The organism is Streptococcus sp. SN-1, assembly GCF_041154385.1.
Lineage (GTDB): Bacteria > Bacillota > Bacilli > Lactobacillales > Streptococcaceae > Streptococcus > Streptococcus mitis_CT.
Genome location: NZ_AP028929.1, coordinates 1,633,032 through 1,657,634 on the forward strand (window position 1 = coordinate 1,633,032; position 24,603 = coordinate 1,657,634).

Annotated in this window: 25 protein-coding genes, 2 tRNA genes, 1 pseudogene and 1 other annotated feature (1 of these 29 cut by a window edge); of the genes and pseudogenes, 9 read left to right on the forward strand and 19 right to left on the reverse strand. The window is 41.4% G+C overall.

What is annotated here, in order from left to right; genetic code table 11:
• The first annotated feature begins 10 nt into the window (after positions 1 to 10).
• Entirely contained in the window at positions 11 to 502 is a 492-nt protein-coding gene (queF, locus tag ACAM22_RS07295; RefSeq protein WP_000082587.1) for a preQ(1) synthase, read from the forward strand.
• A 57-nt stretch (positions 503 to 559) separates the two neighbouring features.
• Here queF and ACAM22_RS07300 read toward each other — a convergent pair whose 3' ends face one another.
• Complete coding sequence (locus ACAM22_RS07300) at positions 560 to 1,228, reverse strand: MIP/aquaporin family protein (RefSeq protein WP_369606617.1); 669 nt, start codon at positions 1,226 to 1,228, stop codon at positions 560 to 562.
• Between the two features lie 257 nt (positions 1,229 to 1,485).
• On the opposite strand from ACAM22_RS07300, the gene ACAM22_RS07305 reads away from it, so the two are divergent.
• Positions 1,486 to 2,250 (forward strand): (S)-acetoin forming diacetyl reductase, encoded by a 765-nt coding sequence (locus ACAM22_RS07305; protein ID WP_000048147.1) that lies wholly within the window; start codon positions 1,486 to 1,488, stop codon positions 2,248 to 2,250.
• Between the two features lie 107 nt (positions 2,251 to 2,357).
• Here the strand turns inward: ACAM22_RS07305 and ACAM22_RS07310 are convergent.
• Together ACAM22_RS07310 and ACAM22_RS07315 are read right to left on the reverse strand one after the other, a co-directional pair.
• Positions 2,358 to 3,150: pseudogene (locus tag ACAM22_RS07310) on the reverse strand (DUF2785 domain-containing protein).
• Positions 3,151 to 3,161: 11 nt separating this feature from the next.
• Complete coding sequence (locus ACAM22_RS07315) at positions 3,162 to 3,494, reverse strand: helix-turn-helix domain-containing protein (RefSeq protein WP_000182730.1); 333 nt, start codon at positions 3,492 to 3,494, stop codon at positions 3,162 to 3,164.
• A 150-nt stretch (positions 3,495 to 3,644) separates the two neighbouring features.
• On the opposite strand from ACAM22_RS07315, the gene ACAM22_RS07320 reads away from it, so the two are divergent.
• On the forward strand, positions 3,645 to 4,034 hold the full coding sequence (locus ACAM22_RS07320) for a nuclear transport factor 2 family protein (protein ID WP_005591134.1): 390 nt from the start codon (positions 3,645 to 3,647) through the stop codon (positions 4,032 to 4,034).
• 168 nt (positions 4,035 to 4,202) lie between these two features.
• Here ACAM22_RS07320 and pepF read toward each other — a convergent pair whose 3' ends face one another.
• The 6 genes from pepF to ACAM22_RS07350 all read right to left on the reverse strand — a co-directional run bounded on the left by pepF (position 4,203) and on the right by ACAM22_RS07350 (position 9,829).
• Positions 4,203 to 5,999 carry an oligoendopeptidase F gene (pepF, locus tag ACAM22_RS07325; RefSeq protein WP_369606618.1) on the reverse strand — a complete coding sequence of 599 codons (1,797 nt, stop codon included), beginning with the start codon at positions 5,997 to 5,999 and terminating at the stop codon, positions 4,203 to 4,205.
• Positions 6,000 to 6,009: 10 nt separating this feature from the next.
• On the reverse strand, positions 6,010 to 6,753 hold the full coding sequence (locus tag ACAM22_RS07330; protein ID WP_369606619.1) for a 16S rRNA (uracil(1498)-N(3))-methyltransferase: 744 nt from the start codon (positions 6,751 to 6,753) through the stop codon (positions 6,010 to 6,012).
• 1 nt (position 6,754) lies between these two features.
• On the reverse strand, positions 6,755 to 7,705 hold the full coding sequence (gene prmA / locus ACAM22_RS07335; protein WP_369606620.1) for a 50S ribosomal protein L11 methyltransferase: 951 nt from the start codon (positions 7,703 to 7,705) through the stop codon (positions 6,755 to 6,757).
• A gap of 137 nt (positions 7,706 to 7,842) precedes the next feature.
• Positions 7,843 to 8,271: an NUDIX hydrolase gene (locus ACAM22_RS07340; RefSeq protein WP_369606621.1), complete on the reverse strand. Its 429-nt coding sequence runs from the start codon at positions 8,269 to 8,271 to the stop codon at positions 7,843 to 7,845.
• A 1-nt stretch (position 8,272) separates the two neighbouring features.
• Entirely contained in the window at positions 8,273 to 9,340 is a 1,068-nt protein-coding gene (locus ACAM22_RS07345) for a M50 family metallopeptidase (RefSeq protein ID WP_369606622.1), read from the reverse strand.
• A gap of 18 nt (positions 9,341 to 9,358) precedes the next feature.
• Complete coding sequence (locus tag ACAM22_RS07350) at positions 9,359 to 9,829, reverse strand: DUF3013 family protein (RefSeq protein ID WP_033630114.1); 471 nt, start codon at positions 9,827 to 9,829, stop codon at positions 9,359 to 9,361.
• Between the two features lie 115 nt (positions 9,830 to 9,944).
• Between ACAM22_RS07350 and ACAM22_RS07355 the strand changes: the two genes are divergently transcribed.
• The 4 genes from ACAM22_RS07355 (at position 9,945) to ACAM22_RS07370 (ending at position 12,558) form a co-directional block, all read left to right on the forward strand.
• Positions 9,945 to 11,216 carry a replication-associated recombination protein A gene (locus ACAM22_RS07355; RefSeq protein ID WP_261077397.1) on the forward strand — a complete coding sequence of 424 codons (1,272 nt, stop codon included), beginning with the start codon at positions 9,945 to 9,947 and terminating at the stop codon, positions 11,214 to 11,216.
• A 264-nt stretch (positions 11,217 to 11,480) separates the two neighbouring features.
• Positions 11,481 to 11,553, forward strand: a tRNA-Lys gene (locus ACAM22_RS07360).
• 354 nt (positions 11,554 to 11,907) lie between these two features.
• Positions 11,908 to 12,423, forward strand: coding sequence for a DUF308 domain-containing protein (locus ACAM22_RS07365; RefSeq protein WP_000672740.1), 516 nt, complete (start codon positions 11,908 to 11,910; stop codon positions 12,421 to 12,423).
• 62 nt (positions 12,424 to 12,485) lie between these two features.
• Positions 12,486 to 12,558, forward strand: a tRNA-Lys gene (locus ACAM22_RS07370).
• A gap of 140 nt (positions 12,559 to 12,698) precedes the next feature.
• On the opposite strand, the gene ACAM22_RS07375 is transcribed toward ACAM22_RS07370, so the two are convergent.
• Positions 12,699 to 13,787 (reverse strand): AI-2E family transporter, encoded by a 1,089-nt coding sequence (locus ACAM22_RS07375; protein ID WP_033681461.1) that lies wholly within the window; start codon positions 13,785 to 13,787, stop codon positions 12,699 to 12,701.
• A 9-nt stretch (positions 13,788 to 13,796) separates the two neighbouring features.
• Positions 13,797 to 15,086 (reverse strand): DUF308 domain-containing protein, encoded by a 1,290-nt coding sequence (locus tag ACAM22_RS07380; RefSeq protein ID WP_369606623.1) that lies wholly within the window; start codon positions 15,084 to 15,086, stop codon positions 13,797 to 13,799.
• A gap of 800 nt (positions 15,087 to 15,886) precedes the next feature.
• Between ACAM22_RS07380 and ACAM22_RS07385 the strand changes: the two genes are divergently transcribed.
• On the forward strand, positions 15,887 to 17,032 hold the full coding sequence (locus ACAM22_RS07385) for a low temperature requirement protein A (protein ID WP_049499291.1): 1,146 nt from the start codon (positions 15,887 to 15,889) through the stop codon (positions 17,030 to 17,032).
• Between the two features lie 47 nt (positions 17,033 to 17,079).
• Here the strand turns inward: ACAM22_RS07385 and ACAM22_RS07390 are convergent, their stop codons facing one another.
• Positions 17,080 to 17,535, reverse strand: a complete 456-nt coding sequence (locus ACAM22_RS07390) for a GNAT family N-acetyltransferase (RefSeq protein WP_369606624.1) — start codon at positions 17,533 to 17,535, stop codon at positions 17,080 to 17,082.
• Positions 17,536 to 17,604: 69 nt separating this feature from the next.
• Between ACAM22_RS07390 and ACAM22_RS07395 the strand changes: the two genes are divergently transcribed.
• On the forward strand, positions 17,605 to 18,264 hold the full coding sequence (locus ACAM22_RS07395; RefSeq protein WP_369606625.1) for an A24 family peptidase: 660 nt from the start codon (positions 17,605 to 17,607) through the stop codon (positions 18,262 to 18,264).
• On the opposite strand, the gene trpA is transcribed toward ACAM22_RS07395, so the two are convergent.
• Genes trpA through trpE form a run of 7 tightly spaced genes read right to left on the reverse strand, consistent with a single transcriptional unit; the run spans position 18,236 to position 24,495 of the window.
• Positions 18,236 to 19,012, reverse strand: a complete 777-nt coding sequence (trpA, locus tag ACAM22_RS07400; RefSeq protein ID WP_369606626.1) for a tryptophan synthase subunit alpha — start codon at positions 19,010 to 19,012, stop codon at positions 18,236 to 18,238. The genes ACAM22_RS07395 and trpA overlap by 29 nt on opposite strands.
• Positions 19,005 to 20,228, reverse strand: coding sequence for a tryptophan synthase subunit beta (gene trpB, locus ACAM22_RS07405; RefSeq protein ID WP_261149242.1), 1,224 nt, complete (start codon positions 20,226 to 20,228; stop codon positions 19,005 to 19,007). The genes trpA and trpB overlap by 8 nt, the downstream gene beginning before the upstream one ends.
• Positions 20,206 to 20,805: a phosphoribosylanthranilate isomerase gene (locus ACAM22_RS07410; protein ID WP_369606627.1), complete on the reverse strand. Its 600-nt coding sequence runs from the start codon at positions 20,803 to 20,805 to the stop codon at positions 20,206 to 20,208. The genes trpB and ACAM22_RS07410 overlap by 23 nt, the downstream gene beginning before the upstream one ends.
• A complete protein-coding gene (gene trpC / locus ACAM22_RS07415) occupies positions 20,792 to 21,559 on the reverse strand; it encodes an indole-3-glycerol phosphate synthase TrpC (protein ID WP_369606628.1) in 768 nt (255 codons plus the stop codon). Before trpC ends, ACAM22_RS07410 begins: the two co-directional genes overlap by 14 nt.
• Positions 21,556 to 22,560, reverse strand: a complete 1,005-nt coding sequence (gene trpD, locus ACAM22_RS07420; RefSeq protein WP_369606629.1) for an anthranilate phosphoribosyltransferase — start codon at positions 22,558 to 22,560, stop codon at positions 21,556 to 21,558. The genes trpC and trpD overlap by 4 nt, the downstream gene beginning before the upstream one ends.
• A 10-nt stretch (positions 22,561 to 22,570) precedes the next feature.
• Entirely contained in the window at positions 22,571 to 23,137 is a 567-nt protein-coding gene (locus ACAM22_RS07425; protein WP_000601904.1) for an aminodeoxychorismate/anthranilate synthase component II, read from the reverse strand.
• On the reverse strand, positions 23,134 to 24,495 hold the full coding sequence (gene trpE, locus ACAM22_RS07430) for an anthranilate synthase component I (protein WP_369606630.1): 1,362 nt from the start codon (positions 24,493 to 24,495) through the stop codon (positions 23,134 to 23,136). Before trpE ends, ACAM22_RS07425 begins: the two co-directional genes overlap by 4 nt.
• 71 nt (positions 24,496 to 24,566) lie before the next feature.
• Positions 24,567 to 24,603 (reverse strand) — a binding site (T-box leader) (it continues 195 nt past the right edge of the window).

Sequence of the window (24,603 nt, forward strand, 5' to 3'; positions counted from 1 at the left end):
AGGAAAAATCATGTCACAACAAGAAGAAATGAAAAACCTCAGCCTCCTCGGCAACAAAGAAACCAACTACATTTTCGAGTATCAACCAGAAGTCCTCGAATCCTTTGACAATCGTCATGTGGAAAATGACTATTTTATCAAATTTAACTGTCCTGAATTTACCTCACTGTGTCCAATCACTGCTCAACCAGACTTTGCGACGATTTATATTTCCTACATTCCTGACAAGCTTTGTGTCGAGTCAAAATCCCTCAAACTCTACCTCTTTAGCTACCGAAACCACGGAGATTTCCACGAAAACTGTATCAACACCATCGGGAAAGACTTGGTCAACTTGCTAGACCCTCGCTATTTAGAAGTATGGGGAAAATTCACTCCTCGCGGTGGCATTTCAATCGACCCTTACTACAACTACGGTAAGCCTGGAACCAAGTATGAAGGCTTGGCAGAACAACGCCTCTTCCAACACGACCTTTATCCAGAGAAAATTGACAACCGTTAAACTCATACGAAAAAGCCCTGTTCCTCAAAATGAGGAGCAAGGCTTTTTAAGTTTCAATTATTCTTCTGTTCCAAGGAAGTTTTTAGCAACAAGGGCTGCAAGAACTCCACCAACGATTGGCGCAAGGATGAAAATCCATACTTGTTGAAGGGCTGCTCCACCTACCAAGACAGCTGGTGCCAAGCTACGAGCTGGGTTTACTGAAAGTCCAGTGATATTTAATCCAACAAGAATCATCGCCATCAAGGACAAACCGATTACCAAACCAGCAATCGCACCATTGCCCTTGCTTGCTGAAGTCACACTCATGATAACCAAAACAAACAAGAAGGTTGCAATGACTTCAAACAAGAATCCACCAAAGACAGTGACACCGTTTGCCAAGGCATTTTCACCAAGACTAGCAGTTGACATACCTGAGTTAGCCAAGAGGAAGAATACCGCAGCTGACGCAAGGAAAGCTCCAACTATTTGTCCAAGGATGTAGTTTACAAGCTCTGAAGATGACAAACGTTTGTTAATAAACATAGCAATCGAAACCGCTGGGTTCAAGTGAGCACCTGAAATAGTTCCGATTGAGTAGGCTGCAACCACGATGGCTAAACCAAAGGCAAAGGCGATTCCAAGGTGACCTAGGCCATCAAGACCATTTCCAAAAACAACAGCTCCAGTCCCAACGAACACAAGCATGAAAGTACCGATTAACTCAGCGACAAATTTTTTCATTTTCTTTCTCCTTTTTTCAAAAACTAGATACTAGTCTATCAAAAGAGGGAAAGGGTTTCAAGAAAATTGATTGGAAATTTTCAGGATAAAATTCTGTAAAAACGGTAGTGATTATTTGAAACATTTTTTTCAAAGGTGTATACTAATAGCGTAGTTTTGATAGGGTTTACAAAACCCATTATCGAAGCTTATTTGTAAACCTTTGCTGTTCTTTTATGAACGTTTGAATGGTATCGTGGATACCAAGGAGGAATCATATGTCTAAAGTTGCTATTGTCACAGGTGCAGGTCAAGGAATCGGTTTTGCAATCGCAAAACGATTGGTTCAAGATGGCTTTAAGGTAGGAGTCTTAGACTACAATCCTGAAACAGCTGAAAAAGCTGTTGCCGAATTATCAGCTGAAAATGCCTTTGCTGTCGTGGCCGATGTTTCGAAACAGGCCGAAGTTGCACAAGCATTTCAAAAGGTTGTTGACCATTTTGGTGATTTAAATGTTGTCGTAAATAACGCTGGTGTTGCACCAACTACTCCTCTTGATACAATTACTGAGGAACAATTTACACGCACTTTCGGTATCAACGTTGGTGGTGTCATTTGGGGTTCACAAGCTGCACAAGCGCAATTTAAAGCACTTGGCCACGGAGGTAAAATTATCAACGCAACCTCTCAAGCCGGTGTAGTCGGTAACCCAAATCTAACTGTTTATGGTGGAACCAAATTTGCTGTTCGAGGAATTACGCAAACATTAGCACGTGATTTAGCAGACTCAGGCATCACTGTTAACGCCTACGCACCAGGTATTGTGAAAACACCAATGATGTACGACATCGCTCATGAAGTTGGTAAAAATGCAGGAAAAGATGACGAGTGGGGTATGCAGACATTTGCAAAAGATATTACCCTAAAACGTCTATCTGAACCAGAAGATGTGGCTGCTGCTGTCAGCTTCCTTGCAGGACCAGATTCAAACTACATTACAGGACAAACCATTATCGTTGATGGTGGTATGCAATTCCATTAAGATACACAAAAAGAGGTTGGAAAATGATTCAACCTCTTTTATTAGTTTTCATTATTAGTTAGGAGAATACAATAGAAACTCTTTCAAAAAGTAATATTAGCTAATCCCTAGTATTGAAAATACTGGATAGCTTCTTTCAAGTCATCTTGTAAACTATTTCTCTGGTCAAGTTGGACATAGACTTCCAACAGACAGGATCTGAAGTTGGAAAATTTATAAAAATCTTCCCTTTCTTCTATCGGAAAATCAACCGTTTTTATCCAAGAAGCTACTTGCTCTTGTTCCAACTTCCCTTGTAAAATCGGTTCATAAAGTACTCTGGCTAAACGCCAATCTTCATCATCTGTAAACCGAATGGTAATTCTTTTAAATAATGGGCCAAGTATGTCAAAGACTTCATGAACTCTATTTTTAGGAAAGCCTGGATGACAAACTACCTCTGTCAGTAAATCGGCTCCGTGTGCAAAAGCGTGAACCCAACCATACTGACTTGAAAAACCTGTCGTGTCCTTTTCTTTTGAAAGATAGTGCAAACCTTGATTTAAAAGGACATTGCGAATTTCTCCTTTTAATCCCTGATAGAAAATCGATTGCTGGTTAGCATCTGCAGACAAGAGGTTGGCATAAATAAGCGCCCTAAAAGAACGTTCAAGTGTTGACAGACCTACCTTATCAATCTCTTTATCTAGTCCTCCATCAGCTGAGACCACCTCAGCAATGAACTGAAATTGTTCCTGTGTAAATAGCTCTTCCTGAATCCCTCTAGCAAAGCTTGTAAAAACAAGGTCATCGCGAATTTCTGGAGAAGAATCTCCCAAATGATCAAGCAACCATTGGATTTCTTCCTCATGATAACTTGTTTTTTTCTTCTGCTATTTTTCTAAGTAACTCTTGATACATGGTCAATACCTCTACATTTCTAGCAACTTGATATAATCTAGACCCCATTTCTCGACAGCATCTAAAACAACTCTGAATTCCTGTCCCATTTCGGTTAAGCTGTACTCAACTCGTGGTGGAACTTCGGCATAGACCTTTCGTTGAACAATCTTATCCTTTTCTAATTGACGGAGATGACGGGTCAAAATAGTTTGAGTAATCCCAGGCAATAATCTCTGCAATTCTTTAAATCGTTTGGTACCCGTACTCAACTGATAAATGATTACCAATGCCCATTTCCCCGTTAAAACCCTCTGCGTTGTCGCAAATGGACAAATACCATACTCACTCACTTTATTTGTCATAAAATATCTTCTTTCTATTTTTTAAAAAAAATTTATCTTTTAGTATCAATAATAGTACCACTTTTGATACTAGCTATCGAAAAAGTGTCTACTTGTTTTTTTGTTTGTAACTGTTACAATTATATCATAAAAAAGAAATGGAGAATAGATATGTCAACAAACTTAGAAATTTTCAATGCTTATAACCAAGCTTTAATTGCTGGTGACTTTCCTGGTGTCTTTGAAACGATGGCAGACGATATTATCTGGCATCAACCTGGTACTCATAGTATATCTGGTACAGTTGTTGGTAAGGACAAGCTAGGAACTCACCTGGCTACATTTGCTGAGAAAACTAATGGAACCTTTAAGGTGGTAACAAATTGGGTTTCTGACAATAAGGATTTAATCGCAGCCAATGTTACTTTTCTTGGAACACGTGCTGATGGTACTGAACTCAATATGAACGGGATTGACCTCTTCCGTATTGAAGACGGAAAAATCAAAGAAGTTTGGCTCTTCTCTTCAGATCAAGCTGAAGAAGATAGCTTTTGGGGATAATTAAAGAGACCAGGACAAAAAATTTTGATTTTAGGAATTCTTTATTGTAAATTTTTAAAATCGATAGATTAGAAAAAAAGCGAACAAGACAGAATTCTGAGTATCAGATAGCTCGTTTTGTTCGCTTCTTATATTTAAGGTTAGACTTTTGTCCTAGACTCTTTTAATTTACTCTCCCAACTGGGCGCTGTAGGAGATAATCTGGTCAACTGTATCTGATAAGAACTGGATGGTATCACGGAGTGGTTTGTCTGTTGAAATATCAGCACCGATAATCATAGCTGACTCAAGTGGTGTCTTGCTACCACCTGATTTGAGGAGATTGAGCCAGTCCTCAGCTCCAGTTTCTGAATTTTTTAGATGAAGGTAACCAGCAGTCGAGATGACTAGTCCTGCTGAGTAAGTGTAACTATACAAGCCCATGTAGTAGTGAGCTTGGCGCATCCAAGTCAGTGCCGCATCATCGTCGATTTCAATAGCATCGCCCCAAAAATCTGTCAAAACTTCCTTCATAATGCTATTTAGTTTGCTTGCTCCAAAGGTTTCTCCTTCTTCAATCAATGTATACACCTTACGCTGGAAGGCTGCTTCCAAGAGGTGGGTAATAAAGTTATGGAAGTAGGTATCTGTCAAGCGATGGGCAAGAGCGAAACGTTTTTGACGTGGGTCGTCAGATTGGTGCTCCAAGTAGTCACTGAGAAGCAATTCATTGAAGGTTGACGGTGCTTCAACATAGTAGGTCGACATATGGGCGTTGAAATAGCTTTGGTGATTGTCTGAAAAGATGAATTGACCAGAATGCCCAATTTCATGAATCAAGGTATAAACATCGCTCAAACGACCTGTCCAGCTCATGAGGACATAAGGGTGCACGCGATATGGATCCGCCGCATAACCACCAGAATCCTTGCCACTGTTAGCAGCAAAGTCCACCCAGCGCTCTTCTTGATAGCGATCAACTTCCTGACAATATTCTTGTCCCAAAGGTTCTACGGACTTCATGACCAAATCATAGGCATCGTCAATAGTCACTTCAGGATTGAGGGCGCTGTCCAAGTCCAATTTCCAGTCCGCAAAGGTCATCTTTTCAAGACCATTGACCTTGGCAACATGCTTGAGATATCGCTGAGCGACTGGCGCAAAGTCCTTCATGATGAGGTCAATCTGGCGATCAAACATAGCACGGTCCACTTCCTGCTCAGCTAGAAGATAATCAAAAACTGATTCGTAGCCCTTCATATCTGCCAATAGTTTTTCAGACTTGACTTGGGCTAGATAGGCTGCTGCAGCCGTATTTTGGTGCTTACGAAGACCTTCTGAGAAGGAACGGAAAGATTTCTCACGAACCTCAGCATCCTCATGGTTTTGGTAGAAGTTTTCATAGGTGACAAAGCTGTTTTTGTAGGTCTTGCCATGGGCTTCAAAGTCAGCCATTTCAAAATCCCCAGCTCGCATCTTAGTGTAAATGTCCTGTGGACTGTAGAAAACTTCACCCAGATTGGTCAAGGCCTTTTCTACATCAGCCCCTAGGTAGTGGGCTTTTTTGATTTTTGCCTGACGAATAGCTGCCGTCAAATGAGGCAATTTACCCAAACGGTCCAAGACTTCCTCGTCTGCTGCCACTAGAGCATCGTCAAAGAAGGTCAAGGCTACACTGGCATCTGTTTCAAATTCCATCCCAGCTTGGGCAATATTAGCAAATTCGTCATTGCTATAATCTGTCGTCTGAGGCATAAAGCCATAGTTGCCAATATGGCTCATCTGAATGTAGATTTGTTCCAATTCCGCAAAGGCCTTCTCAAAATCCTCAAAAGTATGAAGATTACCTTTGTAATCACGGCTAAATTGATTAATGTCTTCTCGAGCCTTCTCGATTGCACGCAAGAAATCTTCACGATCTTGGTATAGGGCTGTTAAATCCCACAGTTCCTTCTCTGGAAATTCTGAACGGTGTTTTTGTTCCATTTTCTTCCTCTCATTTCTCTAATTCTAATAAAACACTAAGGGCTGATAAGGCGTAAAGCGGTGCTGTTTCTGCTCGCAAAATGCGAGGGCCAAGTCCTGCTAAGACTGATCCCTTAGCTTCAAAACTCTCAATTTCTGCAGGTGACAAGCCACCTTCTGGACCAAAGATAAAGAGCAATTTGTCTCCTTTCTCGAGTCCAGTAACTGCTTGTAAAAGCGCAGCGCTTTCTCCTTCTTTGGCCGACTCTTCATATGCCACTACTATAGAGTCAAACTGGTCCAGTTGAGCTAGAAAGTCTGATTTTTTCTCGAAAAGTGTGACACTTGGTACTAGATTACGCTTGCTTTGTTCTGCTGCTCCAAGGGCAATTTTTTCTAGTTTTTCAATCTTTTTACCCAATTTCTTGCCATCCCATTTGGCGACCGACCAATCGGCAGGGAAGGACCAAATCTGGCTGGCGCCCAGTTCGGTTACTTTTTGAGTGATAAACTCCAGCTTGTCTCCCTTGGGGAAGCCAGATGCGATAGTCACCTGGACTGGCAGTTCCACATTGTCATCTAGTTCTTCTACCAATTCAAACTGACGAGCTTCCACATCCAAGACGCGCGCCAAACGTTTAATTCCATCATCAAAGACTAAGGTCACCTCATCATCTTCTTTCAAGCGCATAACCTGAAACATATGCTTGCTGGTTTCCTTGTCCTCGATGGTGACAGGAGAGATAGCACTGCCTTTGACAAAATACTGTTGCATGCTAGCCTCCAATCACACCGGAAATATCCTTGGTTTTCTTAAAGACACAGGCATTCCATTCCCCTTGAACCATGTGAGTTTCGAGGAAAAATCCAGCTGACTCAGCCGACTCGCGCACCATATCCCACTTGTCCTTGATAATGCCACTCATGATCAGGTAGCCTTCATCCTTAACCAAACGATAAGCATCATCCGTCAGATGAACGAGGATATCAGCCAAGATATTAGCTACAATCACATCTGCCTCAATCTCAACTCCCTTAAGCAAGTCTCCTGTTGCTACATGGATGTTTTCCATGCCAGGGTTGAGCTCAATATTTTCCTGAGCAACACGAACCGCCACATCATCTAGGTCATAGGCGAAAATTTCCTTAGCTCCAAGTAGCGAGCTAGCAATGGAGAGGACGCCTGATCCAGTACCCACATCTAGCACTGTTTCCCCACCACGAAGAACCTGTTCCAAGGCAAAAAGGCTCATCTTGGTCGTTGGATGGGTTCCTGTTCCAAAGGCCATACCAGGATCTAGCTTGATAATCTTTTCTCCCGCAGTCGCCTCGTATTCTGTCCAAGAGGGAACGATAGTCAAATCATGAGTGATACGAGCTGGCTCATAGTATTTCTTCCAGTTGTCTGCCCAGTCTTCCTCAGCCAAGGCAGTTGTCCCCATCTTGACCTCTCCCAGATCCATAAAATCGGTTAAGTCTGCTAAGCGAGCCTGCAAATCCGCTTCAACCGCTGCTACATCAACCGTTTCAGGGTAGTAGGCGGTCACAACGATTTCATCTTGTTGCTCGACCTCTGGAAAAATCTCGCCGAAACGGTCAATATTTCCCACATAGTCCATACTGTCTTCGATTGCGACTCCTTGCGCTCCCAGCTCAATCAAGAGATTGGAAACTAACTCCTCCCCCTCACGCTTCACTGTAACTTTTAACTCTTGCCATATTTCCATATTTAAGATACCAAGCCCGTAAAACACAAAACCAAAATAGGAAATTCTCTGAAGACGCTTGTGTCTAAGAGAAGTTTATCTTTTTGGTACAGTGTTTAGGGCGGGTTCAGTTTAGAAATTTAACTGAACCATCCTTTCTAATCACTTACTTTTAAATAATCCCTCAATCTACTCTGCAACTGCGGAACTACTTGACTGGATGTCAAAAATTCCTCAATGTTCATCAGTTTATAGGCTTGCCCTTCATCTCCAAATACGATACTGTCAAACTGATTCTGTGTCAACTGTCCAACTAGAAATACAGATTGTTTATCTGCAAAAAGCATACTTGGATAAACCTTACTCCAAAGCAGACAATCCTCAATCAGATGAATTCCCAGTTCTTCATAAACTTCACGCGCCACGCACTCAAAAGGACTTTCATCACCTTCACGTCCACCGCCTGGAAGTTCCCACATATTGGGCCAGGGAATGTTTGCCTTATCATCGCGTAAGATAGTCAAGAGCTTATCCCCACAAAACAAAGCAATCTTACAACCTGTGAAATCAGAAATCTCTACTTCCATGTTAGACTCCTTCGGTTAATTCCTTTTCCAGCTCGGATAACCAGTTTTGATAATAGCTTTTCTCATCCCGTAACATCCGGCTGCTATTCATTTTCTGTCTAGCAATCTTCATAGCCTTGTGAGTTTGAACTACATCTTTCTTTACCCTAAATTGATACCAAGCTTGAATGACCTGCATATCTGCTGTTTTTAGAGATAAAAAGGATTTGACCCCTCGAATACTTGCATATTCTTCCGCTTTCTTATTATCTCCTTCCATCAGAGCAATTTGAAGAAGGTATAATTGAGAAATAGTTTTAGACATTGAATTATTTGTTTTCTCTAGCACAGACTGAAACTGTTGCTTTGCAAGCTCTATATTATCATCCAATATGAATACCAACCCCTGAAGAGTCTGAACACTTTCTGCAAAACTCCCTCTCGCCTCCTCATCAACAGGCATGATAAAGTCTTTTAAATCATATTCTTGAGGAGCTAGCAAGGTCTGGGCAGAATGCCTCAACATCAAGTAGGCGTATTTCGTATTTTCAGGGTGTTGTAGCAATTCCCAAATTTTTGCGCCATCGGTGATGCCGACTGGCAAAATGTTATTTAGGAAGAAAGACAAATTAAGAAAAATCCAAGTCCCTGCAAAATACCAGCTTCTTGTCAAAAATCCAAACACTATCGCCAATAATATCAAGCTGAGATGAACCATCAAGCCTCCTGAAAGCATCAGGAGGATTCTTTGATCGCTTTCATCCTCTTTTAAACCAATGTATTGAGCACCAACATTTTTCAGAATGGCTGTTCTACTAAGACGAAACTTGCCTGACTTTTTGGTCAAAATAAAATGTCCTAATCCAAAAGCCACCAGCCGATAGCCTGTCAAGTAGCCACAAAAAGCATGTCCCAGCTCATGAAGAATAAAGATTAAATACATACTTAGAAGAGCGAAGGCATAACCAAAAGCAAAGACTAAAACTGCGGAATACCCCAGCTCTGCAAATGCCATTGTTCCACAAGCAAAAGCCAGCATAATAAAGACAACAGCTAGCACATAAACCAAATAAATCCCAATTTTCTTCATAACATCTCCAACCAACTCCTAGTATCTTGGATAAGGATAAAACTCTCCCTCTTCCAAGCCAACTTTTCCTTCTTCAAAGACTTCTTGGTTCCATTCCATGACAAATTCTTCTGCTTCTGGGTCTTCCAAAAAGTCCATAAGGGCATCTAGCCCAACCTCAGCAGTATCTTTTAGGAATAGTGCAAAATAGTTTAAAAATTCGCGAGAAAAGCCTTTTTTAGGCAAGTAAGGTATGACAGTCAAATAGTCTTCCTCATTGACGGTTGATTTGGCAGGATTGTAAAAAAGCACTGCTTCTTCAAAGAGAATATCATCCGATGAAACCTCTCCGTCTTCATCTACCATCTCCACACCTGTAGCGTTTTGCGCTTCCAATAGAAAACTCACTTCAACCGCGTGGTTGCGCTTGTCCCAACTAATCTCAAAGTCAAAGGGAAAATTCTTCTCCAACTCTTCCTCTAAAACATCTAAAAATCCGTATGTTGCCATTTTGTCCTCTTTCTATGCGACTCTTAAATCGCCCCGATTGCTCGGAAATATGCTAAAATAGATACTACCATCTTACCACATATACATCAGAAAATCCACGTTAGAAAGGACTGCTATGCCAGACAATCTCGCGCTTCGCATGCGCCCTAAAACCATCGACCAGGTCATCGGTCAGGAGCATCTGGTCGGACCTGGAAAAATCATCCGTCGCATGGTGGAAGCCAATCGCCTGTCCTCCATGATTCTCTACGGACCTCCAGGAATCGGCAAGACCAGTATTGCCTCTGCCATCGCTGGAACTACTAAGTATGCCTTTCGAACTTTCAATGCGACAGTTGATAGTAAAAAGCGACTGCAAGAAATCGCCGAAGAGGCTAAATTCTCTGGTGGTCTCGTCCTATTGCTAGACGAGATTCATAGACTAGATAAAACCAAGCAAGACTTCCTCTTACCTCTCTTGGAAAGTGGTCTGGTCATCATGATTGGCGCTACGACTGAAAATCCTTTCTTCTCTGTCACTCCTGCCATTCGTAGCCGTGTTCAAATTTTTGAGTTGGAACCTCTGTCTAACCAAGACATCAAAGAGGCTCTGCAAATAGCTCTAAGTAACCCTGAGCGTGGTTTTGATTTTCCAGTAGAACTAGATGAGGATGCGCTGGATTTTATTGCTACCTCTACAAACGGAGACCTTCGCTCTGCCTTCAACTCACTGGACTTGGCTGTTCTCTCTACCCCTGAGAATGACGAGGGCATTCGCCATATCACCCTCGACATCATGGAAAATAGCCTGCAACGGAGCTATATTACCATGGACAAGGATGGAGATGGCCACTATGATGTTCTCTCAGCCCTGCAAAAGTCTATCCGTGGCTCAGATGTGGATGCCAGTCTCCACTATGCTGCCCGCTTGATTGAGGCTGGTGATTTGCCAAGTCTCGCTCGTCGCTTGACTGTTATCGCCTATGAAGATATCGGCTTAGCCAATCCTGAAGCTCAGATTCACACCGTGACTGCTCTGGATGCTGCCCAAAAGATTGGGTTCCCAGAAGCCCGCATTCTCATTGCCAATGTCGTCATTGATTTGGCCCTTTCTCCAAAATCCAACTCAGCCTATGTAGCTATGAATAAGGCTCTTGCCGACCTCAAAACATCAGGGCACTTGCCTATTCCGCGACACCTGCGTGATGGGCACTACAGTGGAAGCAAGGAACTGGGGAATGCCCAAGACTATCTCTATCCACACAACTATCCTGGAAATTGGGTCAAGCAAGACTATCTACCAGAAAAAATTCGTAATCATCACTATTTCCAAGCAGAAGATACTGGTAAATATGAACGGGCTTTGGCTCAAAGAAAGGAAGCTATCGACCGTTTGCGAAAAATCTGAAATCCTTTTCAAAAAATTGCACTTTCCTCTTGATTTTTTTTGAAAAAGTGGTATTATATAAACATAGAAACGCTGTGGTGTACGACTTCACACTTAAGTGTTGACCGACTATTTTTTGTATTATTAGGGAAACAAAAGTCTTCTAACAGCATGTAGGCCGTCTCACACGGAAACAGCTTCAGTTAGAGCGAGTTGCCCACCTGCTTAATTGCGCGGGTTCAATACAAACCGTGAAGTTTCGGCACCAATACAGCTTTTTTCTTTGCCTCCTTAGCTCAGCTGGCAGAGCAGCGGACTCTTAATCCGTGGGTCACAGGTTCGATCCCTGTAGGGGGCATCTAAATACAACAGGAAAAAGCCTTGTAAATCAAGGCTTTTTTTGCTTGTCTATAACTGATTTACCCCATCATTTGTCCCACATTTTAAATCTATCTTTTCTTTTTGAATCAAATTACATCTTTACAAATAGTGTAAAGCCAGTTACTTTTGCTTTGATTCCATACAATATTTTCATGTAGAGAAGACAAATTTTATCTTCTCTTTTTATTTTCAAAATAATAAAAACTGATTTTCTTTTCATAAATCAGACTGAAACTTCCAAATTTTCCATTTTGTTTATTGACATTTCCTCTAAAAAGGTGTATAAAATTTTTATTATCAAACTATACTATACTATATAGGGGGTATTGAAATGAAATTTTCTAATCGTTTACTGCTATTCCTTGCAGGAGTTGTTTTTGTCCTTTTAGGACTTTTCCTATTTACAAACCCAGTAGCTAATCTTGTTGCTTACAGCTGGTGGATTGCATTTGGTTTACTGGTTTCTTCTATAGCAGCTATTTTAGGCTATTTCTCTGTACCAAAAGAGCTTCGCTCACCAGCTCATCTTTTCCAAGGGATTGTTAATCTTCTCTTAGCTCTTTACCTCGTTGCCTATGGCTTTGTGACGCTGCCAGTTGTCATTCCAACTATTTTAGGAATTTGGTTAATTGTAGAAGCCATTATAGTTTTCTTTAAAGGCAATCGTCTGGGATTGATTTTCCCTATTATTGGCAACCATATCATGTGGATAGCGTTGCTTGCATTTTTACTAGGTCTAGTGATTTTGTTCAATCCAGTAGCTACAAGTGTCTTTGTCGTTTATGTCGTTGCCTTTGCATTTTTAATTGTTGGTTTCACCTATATCCTTGATGCCTTTCGTAAATAATCTAGCTGCCATTTTGGGCATATTAAAATAGCTGGGAAGTTACATTCTCAGCTTTTTCTGTTGCCTCCTTAGCTCAGTTGGTAGAGCAGTAGACTCTTAAGCTATGGGGCGCAGGTTCGAGCCCTGCAGGGGGCACATCTAAATCAACAGAAATAAGCCTTGAAACCAAGGCTTTTTTTAACGTCTAATAGCTTTTTGTAGAAAAGTATTTAAAAATAAAAGAGAAGAGAATCTCTCACTCTCTTCTCAGTATATCTTATTAAATTTAGTTTTTCTTAATCTAGCTGATTTTCCTTTGCAACGACAAATTCCTTAACCAATCGATAGATAACAGCAAATATCGGTGTAAAGAATATCATCCCAAGTAAGCCAAAGAGATTGCCTCCAATACTAGCAGCCGCAAGCGTGAAAATAGCTGGCAAACCAATAGACTGACCTACAACTCTAGGATAAATAAGGTTTCCTTCAATCAGCTGTATAACTTGATATAGAAGAAGAGAAAGTAAGGCTTGAGTAGGACTCACTGTGAAGATAAAAATCGCTCCCACAACACAAGCAATCATAGGCCCTACATAAGGAATGAACGATAGCACTCCTGCAAAGATACCTGTCATTACTCCATAGGGTATCCCAAACACGCTGTAACCAACCGCTATCATAACTCCTATGATAACTGCTTCAATCAGCTGACTCATCAAAAATTGGTCATAAGTCTCTAGTGCTACTTGTCCAATGTAAGTCAACTTTATCACCACCTTCTCTGGAAGAAAAACTTTTAGAAGTCGACTCGTCATCGCTGCCAAATGTTCCTTACTGGATAAAAATAAAAAGGTGAAGACTATAATCAAAAAGGCATTCATCAAACTTGAAAAAATATTGCCGATATTACTAGTCAGACCTGATAAAAAACCTATCAAAGCTTGGCTAATAGAACTAGATTGTCCCTGTATGCCTGATACGATAGTTGACAACATGTCTTTGGTTACAAATTCCGAGCTGCCTAGAAATTTCCCAAGTTGAGTAAGGACTGTTGAAAGGACTGTTCCCAGCTGACTAATAGTCTGAGCTAGGGTTGGCAGCACCAAAACCAAAAGAGCAATCACGATTAAGATAAGAGCTAGGAAAACAAGTACCATGGCAATCGGACGACGCAACTCTGCCTTTACCTTCAATTTAACTAAGTACTGTTCAATTTTTTTCATAGGAACATTAAGCACAAAAGCAATAACAGCACCATAAATCAAGGTTGATATTACATCAAAGAGAGAGATTGCTCCTGATATAAAGCTCGATGCATTCAGAATTACAAGAGCAACCAGCCCTATAAAAAGTATTAACGGGGTGTATTTTTTTACTAAGTTCATAAATTCTCCTTAATAAACATGTTTAGATACGACTATACTATTTGGTTTTTCAAACTCTCGATTAAGGTAGGCTTGGTAAGTTCCTGGAGCGATAAATCCTTTGGGTGAGAGGATATCGGTGCCAGCCTGACCGACTATGGTATCAGCCAAGAGCACACAGTTTGTAGATAAGACAAAGTAGGATTTAAACTTAGATTTGATAAATTTATAAAGTTCCCCATCTGTCTCATGTCTGATTTTATAAGCGTAGGTGTAGTCTTCCTTACCATCACCTGTCATGATTTTATCTGCACTTGGCTCCCATGGAATCGTCAGTTGTTTCAATTCAGCCAACTTTTTCTGAACTGCTTTTTCCATTTCAGGCGTCAAATCTATCCCATAACCAAAAAGCGTTTTTTGACTCTCACGTTTACATAGGTCAATGTACTTGTCACGATCACAGAAATATAAGACACCATCTCCTACCATGCCAAATAAGGTCTCAGAAGACGGATCATAGTTGCCATAAGAAATAACACGGCCTTGATAGCAGATATCCACATGACCAATTGCCGAAAACAGAGAGGTCTCAGCTGTATGAACAAAAATTTCTAGCTCTGCTGTCTTACCAGACTTCACTATTCCAAGATGGATATCCTCTCTCTCATCAGCATTTTCCTGCATGAATTTGTTAATTTTTGCTAAAGTTCTTGCAGGGATGAGAGCGGCTAGGACAATAGGTAAGCTCATTCTTACACGACGTTTGAGATGGTTTTTCCCAATTTCCTCCTCAAACAAGAAACCATCACGGATATTGGACACACCATAAAGGAAAAAATAAGCCCCTAATACAAAGAGTTGAAAGACAGAATTTCCTGTAGAGGACAAAAGACTAGTCCCACCAAGAAAAACTAGTACGAGTCCATCTAGTAAGAGACGAAAACGAGGTCGAATTTTGTTTTTGCGGTAGAGAACATAGGTGACAAGGTTAATACTAGCATGAAAAATCTGATAAACTCCAATCACAAGAGCCAAAATATAAATCGGCACATCCGTCGCAAGATTGGAGCCAAGCAAATATCCCAGCACTAACAATTTAACCAGTGCAACTCCCAAGGTGTCCGTTGACTGACTTTTTTTGAAAATACGTAATACTAAATCTAAGACCGTTGCTATCCAAGCTAAAAACAGAACCAGTCGAATAACCTTTACTGGCAACCAAGTCCCCGTGACCATCAAGATGAGACCTAGCAGAACAAACAAGAACCCCTGAGCAAGTAATTTCTTACCTGTCAGACCTAAAGATAGAATTTTCGCCATATAAAAACCTTTCAACAATAAAAATTAAACACTCCGATTAAACTGACTAGTAAATAGCCAACACTACAAACAGCCTGTGCCAGCAACATATGGTGACTAGAAATGACTGTAATAATGTCACCATCTTGTCTTATGCACTTCTAAAATTTGTTATATTGATTAGAAACCAGAGCTTATAAAAACTAGCTAAACTCGAGAGATAGACACAATTGCGACGAAAAAATGTATAACCAATTCAACTTGTTAAGGTAAGAAAGCATTATTTCCAATCTATTAATTATTCATCTATTACCTATTATGACACAATATTCCCTATAGTTCAACTTTTTACTTGTTTTTATATTACACGGACTAAAAAGTTTTCAACAGTTGATTGCATTTGTTTTAATAAGTTTTAACCTTTCTTGGTTAGATAAAAAAAGAACCATACAGTTTAGAATCTGTATGGTTTTTGCCCCACTTTTGTCCCATTTTTAAATCATGACATTGAAAATACCTAAAATCACTTATATTTCAATATTTTTAATTGCTCTCAATATGAAAGTCCTTTCCAAATCCCTGTAGGGGGCATCTAAATCAACAGGAAAAAGCCTTGGAATCAAGGCTTTTTTGTGTAGTCTTAGCACTAAAAAACGATAGAAAAAACACCCCTTCTGAACTGCACCCCAAAAGTTAGACAGAAAAAACCTAACTTTTGTGGCGCAGTTCATTCGCGTCACATGAAGTTATTTAAGCATCTCTTTTTTTATTACCATTTTCTGTTATAATAAATTGTACTTCTAAAATAGAAAGGTCTTAAGATGACAACTCTTGTTAAACATAAACGTGTAAATTATTCAGAACTTTTTTATGATCTAGTTTTTGTTTTTGCGATTTCAAAAGTAACTGCTTTAATTCACCATCTTCATAACGGTATTTTGACTTGGAATTCTTTGCTTGATTTTTTCATGTCTGTCTTGCTTCTCATCAATGCCTGGATGATTCAAACCGTTTATACAAATCGCTATGGAAAGAACTCTTTATTTAACATGCTAATCATGTTTATCAATATGGGACTTTTACTCTTTATATCCAATTTGATTAAAGATGATTGGCAACAATATTTTCATTATGTCTGTTGGGCTATTGGTACATTAACCCTTACCTTATTTTTTCAATATTTGGTTGAGTTTTTTAAAAAATCAACCGATAATGTTCATAGGGAAAGTATCAAAGGTTTTCTATGGATAACAGGTCTACGAAGTTTAGAAATCTATCTAGCAGCTCTTCTTCCTATTTACATTGGAGTCTATATCCTTTATGCTAGTATTCTGCTAACATTTATTACGCCAATTACCTCGATTAGTAAAGATGATCATTTCCAGATAGTTCTCCCCCATTTAATCGAGCGCATCTCCCTTCTTGTCATTATTACGTTTGGAGAGATGATTATGGGGCTAGTTAACTTCTTTACAATCGAGAATTTCTCGATTTATTCGGTTCTTTATTTCATTATTATGCTTTCTCTGTTCTTGTTTTATTTTGTTCAATTCGACCATGCTATTGATGAAGAATCTAATCAAAAGGGACTATTTCTAATTTACAGTCACTATCCTATTTTCATTGGACTTCTTATGATGACCGTTTCGATGAGTTTTCTTCTGAATCCTGAAACTAATCTTCTCTTTGCAACCAGCTTCTTTTATATCGGAATTGGCCTCTTCCAAGCTGCTGTCCTAGCAAATGGGCCCTATAACAAACACTATCTTCGCTATTCGAAAAGTTACTACTGTGTCCAAGCTACACTCTATCTGGCTGCCTTGATTCTCTCTTTAATCTTTGCTTCTAATCCTATAATAGTAGTAAGTATTACAACCATTTTAGCTCTAGCTATAGCTATTCATTCTATTTATTTTTATATGACACAGACTAAAAAACATTCCACACCTTACTGGGAGTTGTTTTAATGAGTTTATAACATAAAAAAGCCTTGGAACCAAGGCTTTTTTGCTTTCTATCTAAACTTTTTCATGATGTATTTTCGTACAGGTGCTTCAACCACTTGAACGATTTCAAATCCTTCTTTTTGATAAAGGTGCTGGGCTGCTTGATTTGCTTCGAGGACATTTAAAGAAATACTACCTATGTCTCCATTTTCAAAGATCAAACTAACAAATTTCCTTAAAGCCTGGCTACCTAAGCCTTGCCCCTGTTTCTGGGGGTTGATAAAAAATCTCCCGATATGAAGATTGCTGTTTTCTTGCCTGATTTTCTGGATAAGCCCCACAAACTCTCGTCCATCAAAGATAGAAAAGATTCCTTCCAAATCTTGCAAGACTTGAATGGTTAAGGGAAAAGGAATCATTGTTCCCATCCATTGTTCTTGAAAGGATTTGCCAAGGGAGTTGGACCATTGGCATACGAGCTGAGCGTTTTCTGTACTTACCTTTTCTTCAAAACGAATTGTCATCTTTTCCTCACCATCTTATCTATGTTTCTTTATTATACTACTTCTCCTATTTTTTACGAATAAATAAGTATGATTGATATTTATTTTTTTCTTGTCGGGAGCATTCTCGCTTCCTTTCTTGGTTTGGTCATTGACCGTTTTCCAGAGCAATCCATTATCCAACCTGCTAGTCACTGCGATTCCTGTCAGACTCGCTTGTGCACCTTAGATTTGATTCCGATTCTGTCACAGGTCTTCAATCGCTTTCACTGTCGCTACTGCAAGTCTCCTTATCCCTTCTGGTATGCCCTTTTTGAACTAGGTTTAGGCCTCCTCTTTCTGGCTTGGTCTTGGGGATTACTTTCCTTGGGACAAGTCATCCTAATCACCACTGGTTTGACCTTAGGCATCTACGATTTGCGCCATCAGGAATACCCCTTACTGGTCTGGATTGTCTTTCATCTACTCCTAATGGTCTGGTCTAGCTGGAATCTGGTCATGGTCTTCTTCCTTGTTCTCGGAATTTTGGCTCATTTTATCGATATCCGCATGGGTGCAGGAGATTTCCTCTTTCTGGCTTCTTGTGCCCTCGTCTTTAGCGCAACCGAATTACTCATCTTGATTCAGTTTGCTTCTGCTACGGGGATTCTTTCCTTTCTCCTGCAAAAGAAAAAGGAAAGACTTCCTTTCGTGCCTTTCCTCTTGCTCGCTGCTTGTGTGATTATTTTTGGTAAGCTACTGCTTGTTTGATAAAGTCCTGAATCGGCTCTCCTTGGTGGAGAGCTTTTACAATTTTCGAACCAACGATAACACCATCTGACACAGCATTGAAGCGTTCTACATCGGCTTGACTAGATACCCCAAAACCTGTCAAGACTGGAATGTCAGCCACTTGATGCAATTGTGCCAAATGCTTGTCTAAATCTGCTCGGTAATTGCCTGATTTCCCTGTCACTCCATTGATGGCAACGGCATAGACAAAGCCCTCCGCCCCTTCAATCAACTCCTTCTGGCGCTCAATCCCTGTCGTCAAACTAACTAGGGAAATCAAAGCGATGTCTGTATCTGCCAAAAATGGCTCTACAAAATTGGCATGCTCATGAGGCAGGTCTGGGATAATCAAGCCTTTAACTGCTGTATCTGCCAAATCTTTGACAAAGTTCTCCACACCGTACTGAAAGAGAGGGTTGAAGTAGGTCATGATAACAAGTGGCACCTCTGTTTGAACAGTTTTCAAGGTTTCAACCAAAGCTTGTGTCGAAGTCCCATGAGCTAGACTGCGCAAACCAGCTTCTTCGATAACAGGTCCATCTGCGACAGGGTCTGAAAAGGGAATACCCACTTCAATGGCAGAAACACCCAAATCTTCTAAAAAGTGGATTGTTTCAGCGAGTCCATCCAAACCTTTCTCGTGGTCTCCAGCCATGATGTAGGGAACGAAAATTCCTTTTCCAGCTGCTTTTATAGCATTTAATTTTTCTGTTAATGTCTTAGGCATGAGCTTCTCCCTTCTTTGCTGTATCTGCTTCCAAGCGGTCTTTAACTTGAACCACATCCTTGTCCCCACGACCTGATAGACAGACAATCATGGACTTGTCTGGTCCAAGTTCTTTGGCCAATTTCACCGCAAAGGCGATAGCATGGCTAGATTCCAAGGCTGGGATAATCCCTTCCACACGAGACAAGAGTTGGAAACCTTCCAAGGCTTCCTCGTCTGTGACAGGAACATAGCTGGCACGTTTGATATCGTGGTAGTGAGAATGTTCTGGACCGATACCAGGATAGTCCAAACCTGCTGAGATAGAGAAGGCTTCAAGAATTTGACCATGGGCATCTTGGAGCACATCCATGAGAGAACCGTGGAGGACGCCTGGACGACCCTTGGTCAAGGTAGCTGCGTGGTGCTCTGTATCCACACCAAGTCCAGCCGCTTCAGCCCCATACATGGCTACAGACTCATCTTCTACAAATGGATGGAAGAGCCCGATGGCATTAGAACCACCACCAACACAGGCTACTAGGGCATCTGGTAAATCTTGACCTGTCAAATCACGATACTGTTGTTTAGCCTCTCGACCGATGACACTTTGGAAGTCACGAACGATTTCTGGGAATGGATGAGGCCCCAAGGCAGAACCAAGGATATAGTGGGTATCATCGATATTAGCTACCCATGAACGAAGGGCTGCATTGACCGCATCCTTGAGCACGCGCGAACCGTCTGTCACTGCCTCAACCTTAGCTCCCAAAAGCTCCATACGGAACACATTGAGGGCTTGACGTTTAACATCCTCTTCACCCATATAGATGGTACATTCCATGTTAAAGAGGGCTGCAGCTGTTGCAGTTGCTACACCGTGCTGGCCAGCACCCGTCTCAGCGATAATTTTCTTTTTACCCATGCGTTTTGCAAGCAGAACTTGTCCCAAGGCATTGTTAATCTTGTGGGCCCCTGTATGGTTAAGATCTTCCCGTTTGAGGTAAATCTTGGCTCCGCCGATATGCTGGGTCAAGTTTTTTGCGTAGTAAAGAGGAGTTTCACGTCCCACATACTGGCGCAAAAGTTGATTTAATTCCTCTTGGAAACTTGGGTCTGCCTGACTTTCACGGTAGGCCTTCTCCAACTCCAAAACTGCTGTCATCAATGTTTCTGGGACAAAACGTCCGCCGAATTTTCCGTAAAATCCATCTTTATTTGGTTCTTGATATGCCATTCTTTACCCTCTCTATAAATCTTCTAATCTTTTCATGATCTTTTTGTCCATCTGTCTCCACTCCGCTCGATACATCTACTGCATAGGGAGTAAAGTATTGAATTGCTTGTACTACATTGTCTTCATTAAGCCCACCTGCGATAAAGAAAGGCTGAGTTAGTCCAATCGTATCCAGTTGAGCCCAGTCAAAGGTCTGGCCACTCCCAGCCACAGGGGCATCAAAGAGTAGATAGTCTGCCTGAGAATTGGGCACATGACCCTCTCCATCCACCTGCACAGCCTGAATACTGTCACAAGGCAAATTCTCAAACAAATCATCTGCCACCTGACCGTGAACTTGAACCAAGTCCAAACCAACTTTGTCAATGACTTCTAACAGTTCTGCCCGACTTGGTGAAACAAATACACCAACCTTTTTGACACCTGCAGGAATAAGCTTTGCCAGCTCAGCAGCCTGATCCAAGGTCACCTGTCTTTTACTAGGTGCGAAGACAAAACCGATGTAGTCGGCTCCTGCTGACACAGCTGTCTCCACCGCTTCTTTGGTCGATAATCCGCAAATTTTAACCTTTGTCAATCTGCAACTCCTTGATTCTCTGGGCTACATCTTCTGCCTGCATAAGAGCTGTCCCTACCAAAATTCCGTTAAAGTATGGTGCTACTCGTTCCGCATCCTGCCCTGTGAAAATAGCAGATTCAGAAATGTAATAGCGTCCTTCCTTAAAGTGCTGGGACAAGTCTACACTGGTCTGCAAGTCGACTTCAAAGGTAGTCAAATTGCGGTTATTAACCCCGATAATTTGAGCTCCAAGGCGGTGTGCTACCTCTAGTTCAGCTAGATTGTGAGTCTCCACTAAAACTTCTAGACCAAGCTCTGTAGCGTAGTCATAGAGTTCCTTGAGGCGTTCTTCTGACAAGGCAGCCACGATGAGCAAGATAACTGTCGCACCGGCATTGCGAGCGCGGATGATTTGCTTTTCATCGATGATAAAATCCTTGTTCAGCGTCGGAATCTCTACCTGACTTGAAATCTCTCGCAGATAATCCAAATGCCCTTTAAAGAAAACTTCATCTGTCAGAACCGAAATCATCACTGCGCCATTTGCTTCATAAGTCTGGGCCTGTTGCACAATATCCACATCAAGATTGATATCTCCCAGACTAGGACTAGCCTTCTTGACCTCAGCGATTACCTGCAAACGGTCTTGATGATTCTGCAAAAATTCAGCCAAGCGATAGGTCTGGCGCAGGGGCTGGATTTCCTCCAGCTCCATCTGCTCGACCTCACGCGCCTTCTGCTCCAAAATTCGTGCTAAAAATTCCTGACTCATTTTTGGTACTCCTGTAACAGTCTGAGTTTTTCAAGGGCCTTGCCACTAGCAATCACTTGACGGGCCAAGGCAACTCCCTCCTTGATATTATCTACCTTACCATTAGCATAGAAACCAAGACCAGCATTTAAAACTGTAGTCTCCAAGAATGGACTTGGTTCATTTTTAAGAACGCTGAGCAAAATTTCTGCATTTTCCTGAGCATTGCCACCACGGATATCTTCGATAGCGTGGCGCTCCATCCCTAAATCCTCTGGAGTAAAGCTTGACAAGCTGATTTCACCATTCTCAAGAAGTGCAATCTTGGTTGTTCCGTTCAAACCAGCTTCATCCAATCCTTCTGGCCCAGCAACAACGATGGCACGTTTGCGGCCCATATTTTTCAAAACCTGAGCTGTACTTTCTAGAAGTTCTGGACGACTAATTCCAAGAAGCTGTGTTTCCAAAGCCATTGGATGAATCAGTGGACCAGTCAAGTTCATGATTGTTGGAATTCCTAGTTCCAAACGAGCTGGCATGATGTATTTCATAGCTGGGTGCATATTTTTAGCGAAGAGAAAGACGATGCCAGTTTTATCAAAGACCTTACCTAGTTCAGCTGGTTTGAGGTCTAGGTTGATGCCTAAGGCTTCGAGGACATCTGCAGAACCAGATTTAGAAGAAATCGAGCGATTACCATGTTTTGCCATATGAACACCGCCACCAGCCAAGACAAAGGCTGCAGTTGTAGAGATGTTAAAGCTGAAAGACTTGTCCCCACCTGTACCACAGTTGTCCATAGCATCATGAATTTCAGTTGGAATATGTTGGGCATGTCCTCTCATGACTTGGGCAATGGCTGTGCGTTCTTCAGGTGTTTCCCCCTTCATCTTAAGAGCCAAGAGGAGTGAAGCAATTTGCGCCTCCGTTACACGCCCAGTTACGATACGCTCAATGACATCCGTCATTTCCACACCTGATAAATTTTCAAATTTTGCTAGTTTTTCAATAATCTCTTTCATCCTAGTTTCCTCACTTTACAACCTTCTCGATAAAATTCCGAATAGAAGACAAGCCATCTGGCGTTCCGATACTCTCTGGATGGTACTGGAAACCATAAATTGGTAGATTTTTGTGTTGAATTCCCATAATGGCCTGGTCATCAGTTGAACGAGCTGTCACTTCGAAGTCTTCTGGCATTTCCTCAATCAAAATACTGTGGTAACGCATGACCGCACGGCCATCCTCAATACCTTGATACAAAACAGATGGCGCTTCAAAGTTGATATTGCTCTGTTTCCCATGCATGACTTTTGGAGCCAAGCCTAACTTACCACCAAAGACTTCTGCAATGGCTTGATGACCCAAACAAATTCCAAGAATCGGTTTCTTGCCAGCAAAATCACGAATCATATCTTCCATCTTTCCAGCATCAACTGGCCAACCTGGACCGGGAGAAAAGACCAAACCATCTGCTTTTTCAGCTTCTTCATACAGCTTGGGATCATCATTTCTCAAGACCTGAACTTCTGCAAAGTTCCCAATGTATTGGGCCAAGTTATAGGTAAAAGAATCATAGTTGTCAATCAATAAAATCATGGTTTTAGTTCTCCAATTCTAGTCATAGATTTAGCCTTGTTAATGGTTTCTTTGTATTCGTTTTGGGCGATGGAGTCGTAGACAATCCCTGCCCCAGCCTGCACATAGGCTGTTTGATTTTTGAGAATCATCGTTCGGATGGCAATGGCAAAATCCATATCACCCGTTGCCGACAAGTAGCCGATTGCTCCTGCGTATACGCTACGTTTTTCTTTTTCCAGTTCATAGATGCGTCTCATCGCTCGAATCTTTGGTGCTCCTGAAACTGTTCCAGCAGGAAGTGTTGCTTTCAAGGCATCCATGGCAGTGAGTTCTGGAAGCAAACGCCCCTTAACCACGCTGGTCAAATGCATAACATAACGGAAGAGCTCCACTTCCATATACTTGGTAACTTGAACACTGGCCGTTTCAGAGATGCGACCAATATCATTACGACCCAAGTCTACTAACATTCGATGCTCTGCTGTTTCCTTCTCATCCGAAAGCAGGTCTGTCGCCAAAGCCTTGTCTTCTTCATCCGTAGCTCCTCTTGGTCGTGTACCCGCAATCGGATTGGTTGTCACGATGCCATTTTTGACAGAAACCAAACTTTCTGGACTAGCTCCGATGATTTGATAATCCCCAAAATCATAGAAATAGAGGTAATTAGATGGGTTGGTCACACGGAGATTTCTGTAGAAGTCAAATGGATTGCCAGTAACTTCTGCTGAGAAACGCTGGCTGAGTACACATTGGAACATATCTCCGTTACGAATCAAGTCACGAGCTGTTTCCACCATTTCTTCAAACTTCTGAGGAGCGATATGGGGTTTGAAGTCAAGTGGTGATAAATCCAAATCTTCAAATTCATTTGGAGCAGGAATGCGTAATTCCTCAAGCACTTGGTTCAAGGCTTTTTCCAAGTCTTCTTGACTTCGCTCACTATAGAGAGCATCCTCGATGACATGGATTTTTTCCTTCTTGTGGTCAAAGACCATGTAGCTCTCATAAACAAAGAAATGCATGTCTGGCGTCCCAATTGTGTCCTCAGGGATTTGACCAATTTCTTCATAAAGCGAAATCATATCGTAGCCAACAAAACCAATGGCTCCCCCACCAAAAGGTAGATCTGAATGGTGTTGTCTCTTATGAGTCACTTCATAAAGAAAATCCAAGGGATCACGATCAATCACTTGACCATTTTGATAAAGGACCCCATTTTCAAACTTAATCTCAAAAACAGGATTATAGGCTAGGATAGAAAAACGAGCTGTTTCCTTGTCTCTCGGAATACTCTCTAAGATAACCTTGTGTTGCCCCTTTAGGCGCATGTAAGCCAAGATTGGTGATAAGACATCTCCATGAATGATTCGTTCCATTGTAATTTCCCTTTCAGTTCTAATTCTAGTTGGTGGCGACTGTATAAAAAATCCCCACGCAAAACAACTTGCGTGAGGACGAAATTCGCGGTGCCACCTCAATTATAG

Coding starts and splice junctions, on each gene's coding strand:
- ACAM22_RS07315 (WP_000182730.1), bottom strand. CDS start 3,494: ATGACAAATAAAGTGAGTGAGTATGGTATTTGTCCATTTGCGACAACG.
- trpA (WP_369606626.1), bottom strand. CDS start 19,012: ATGCCTAAGACATTAACAGAAAAATTAAATGCTATAAAAGCAGCTGGA.
- ACAM22_RS07355 (WP_261077397.1), top strand. CDS start 9,945: ATGCCAGACAATCTCGCGCTTCGCATGCGCCCTAAAACCATCGACCAG.
- ACAM22_RS07380 (WP_369606623.1), bottom strand. CDS start 15,086: ATGGCGAAAATTCTATCTTTAGGTCTGACAGGTAAGAAATTACTTGCT.
- ACAM22_RS07365 (WP_000672740.1), top strand. CDS start 11,908: ATGAAATTTTCTAATCGTTTACTGCTATTCCTTGCAGGAGTTGTTTTT.
- ACAM22_RS07320 (WP_005591134.1), top strand. CDS start 3,645: ATGTCAACAAACTTAGAAATTTTCAATGCTTATAACCAAGCTTTAATT.
- ACAM22_RS07300 (WP_369606617.1), bottom strand. CDS start 1,228: ATGAAAAAATTTGTCGCTGAGTTAATCGGTACTTTCATGCTTGTGTTC.
- pepF (WP_369606618.1), bottom strand. CDS start 5,999: ATGGAACAAAAACACCGTTCAGAATTTCCAGAGAAGGAACTGTGGGAT.
- queF (WP_000082587.1), top strand. CDS start 11: ATGTCACAACAAGAAGAAATGAAAAACCTCAGCCTCCTCGGCAACAAA.
- ACAM22_RS07305 (WP_000048147.1), top strand. CDS start 1,486: ATGTCTAAAGTTGCTATTGTCACAGGTGCAGGTCAAGGAATCGGTTTT.
- trpC (WP_369606628.1), bottom strand. CDS start 21,559: ATGAGTCAGGAATTTTTAGCACGAATTTTGGAGCAGAAGGCGCGTGAG.
- trpD (WP_369606629.1), bottom strand. CDS start 22,560: ATGAAAGAGATTATTGAAAAACTAGCAAAATTTGAAAATTTATCAGGT.
- ACAM22_RS07425 (WP_000601904.1), bottom strand. CDS start 23,137: ATGATTTTATTGATTGACAACTATGATTCTTTTACCTATAACTTGGCC.
- ACAM22_RS07350 (WP_033630114.1), bottom strand. CDS start 9,829: ATGGCAACATACGGATTTTTAGATGTTTTAGAGGAAGAGTTGGAGAAG.
- trpE (WP_369606630.1), bottom strand. CDS start 24,495: ATGGAACGAATCATTCATGGAGATGTCTTATCACCAATCTTGGCTTAC.
- ACAM22_RS07375 (WP_033681461.1), bottom strand. CDS start 13,787: ATGAACTTAGTAAAAAAATACACCCCGTTAATACTTTTTATAGGGCTG.
- trpB (WP_261149242.1), bottom strand. CDS start 20,228: ATGGCATATCAAGAACCAAATAAAGATGGATTTTACGGAAAATTCGGC.
- prmA (WP_369606620.1), bottom strand. CDS start 7,705: ATGGAAATATGGCAAGAGTTAAAAGTTACAGTGAAGCGTGAGGGGGAG.
- ACAM22_RS07340 (WP_369606621.1), bottom strand. CDS start 8,271: ATGGAAGTAGAGATTTCTGATTTCACAGGTTGTAAGATTGCTTTGTTT.
- ACAM22_RS07330 (WP_369606619.1), bottom strand. CDS start 6,753: ATGCAACAGTATTTTGTCAAAGGCAGTGCTATCTCTCCTGTCACCATC.
- ACAM22_RS07390 (WP_369606624.1), bottom strand. CDS start 17,535: ATGACAATTCGTTTTGAAGAAAAGGTAAGTACAGAAAACGCTCAGCTC.
- ACAM22_RS07345 (WP_369606622.1), bottom strand. CDS start 9,340: ATGAAGAAAATTGGGATTTATTTGGTTTATGTGCTAGCTGTTGTCTTT.
- ACAM22_RS07395 (WP_369606625.1), top strand. CDS start 17,605: ATGATTGATATTTATTTTTTTCTTGTCGGGAGCATTCTCGCTTCCTTT.
- ACAM22_RS07385 (WP_049499291.1), top strand. CDS start 15,887: ATGACAACTCTTGTTAAACATAAACGTGTAAATTATTCAGAACTTTTT.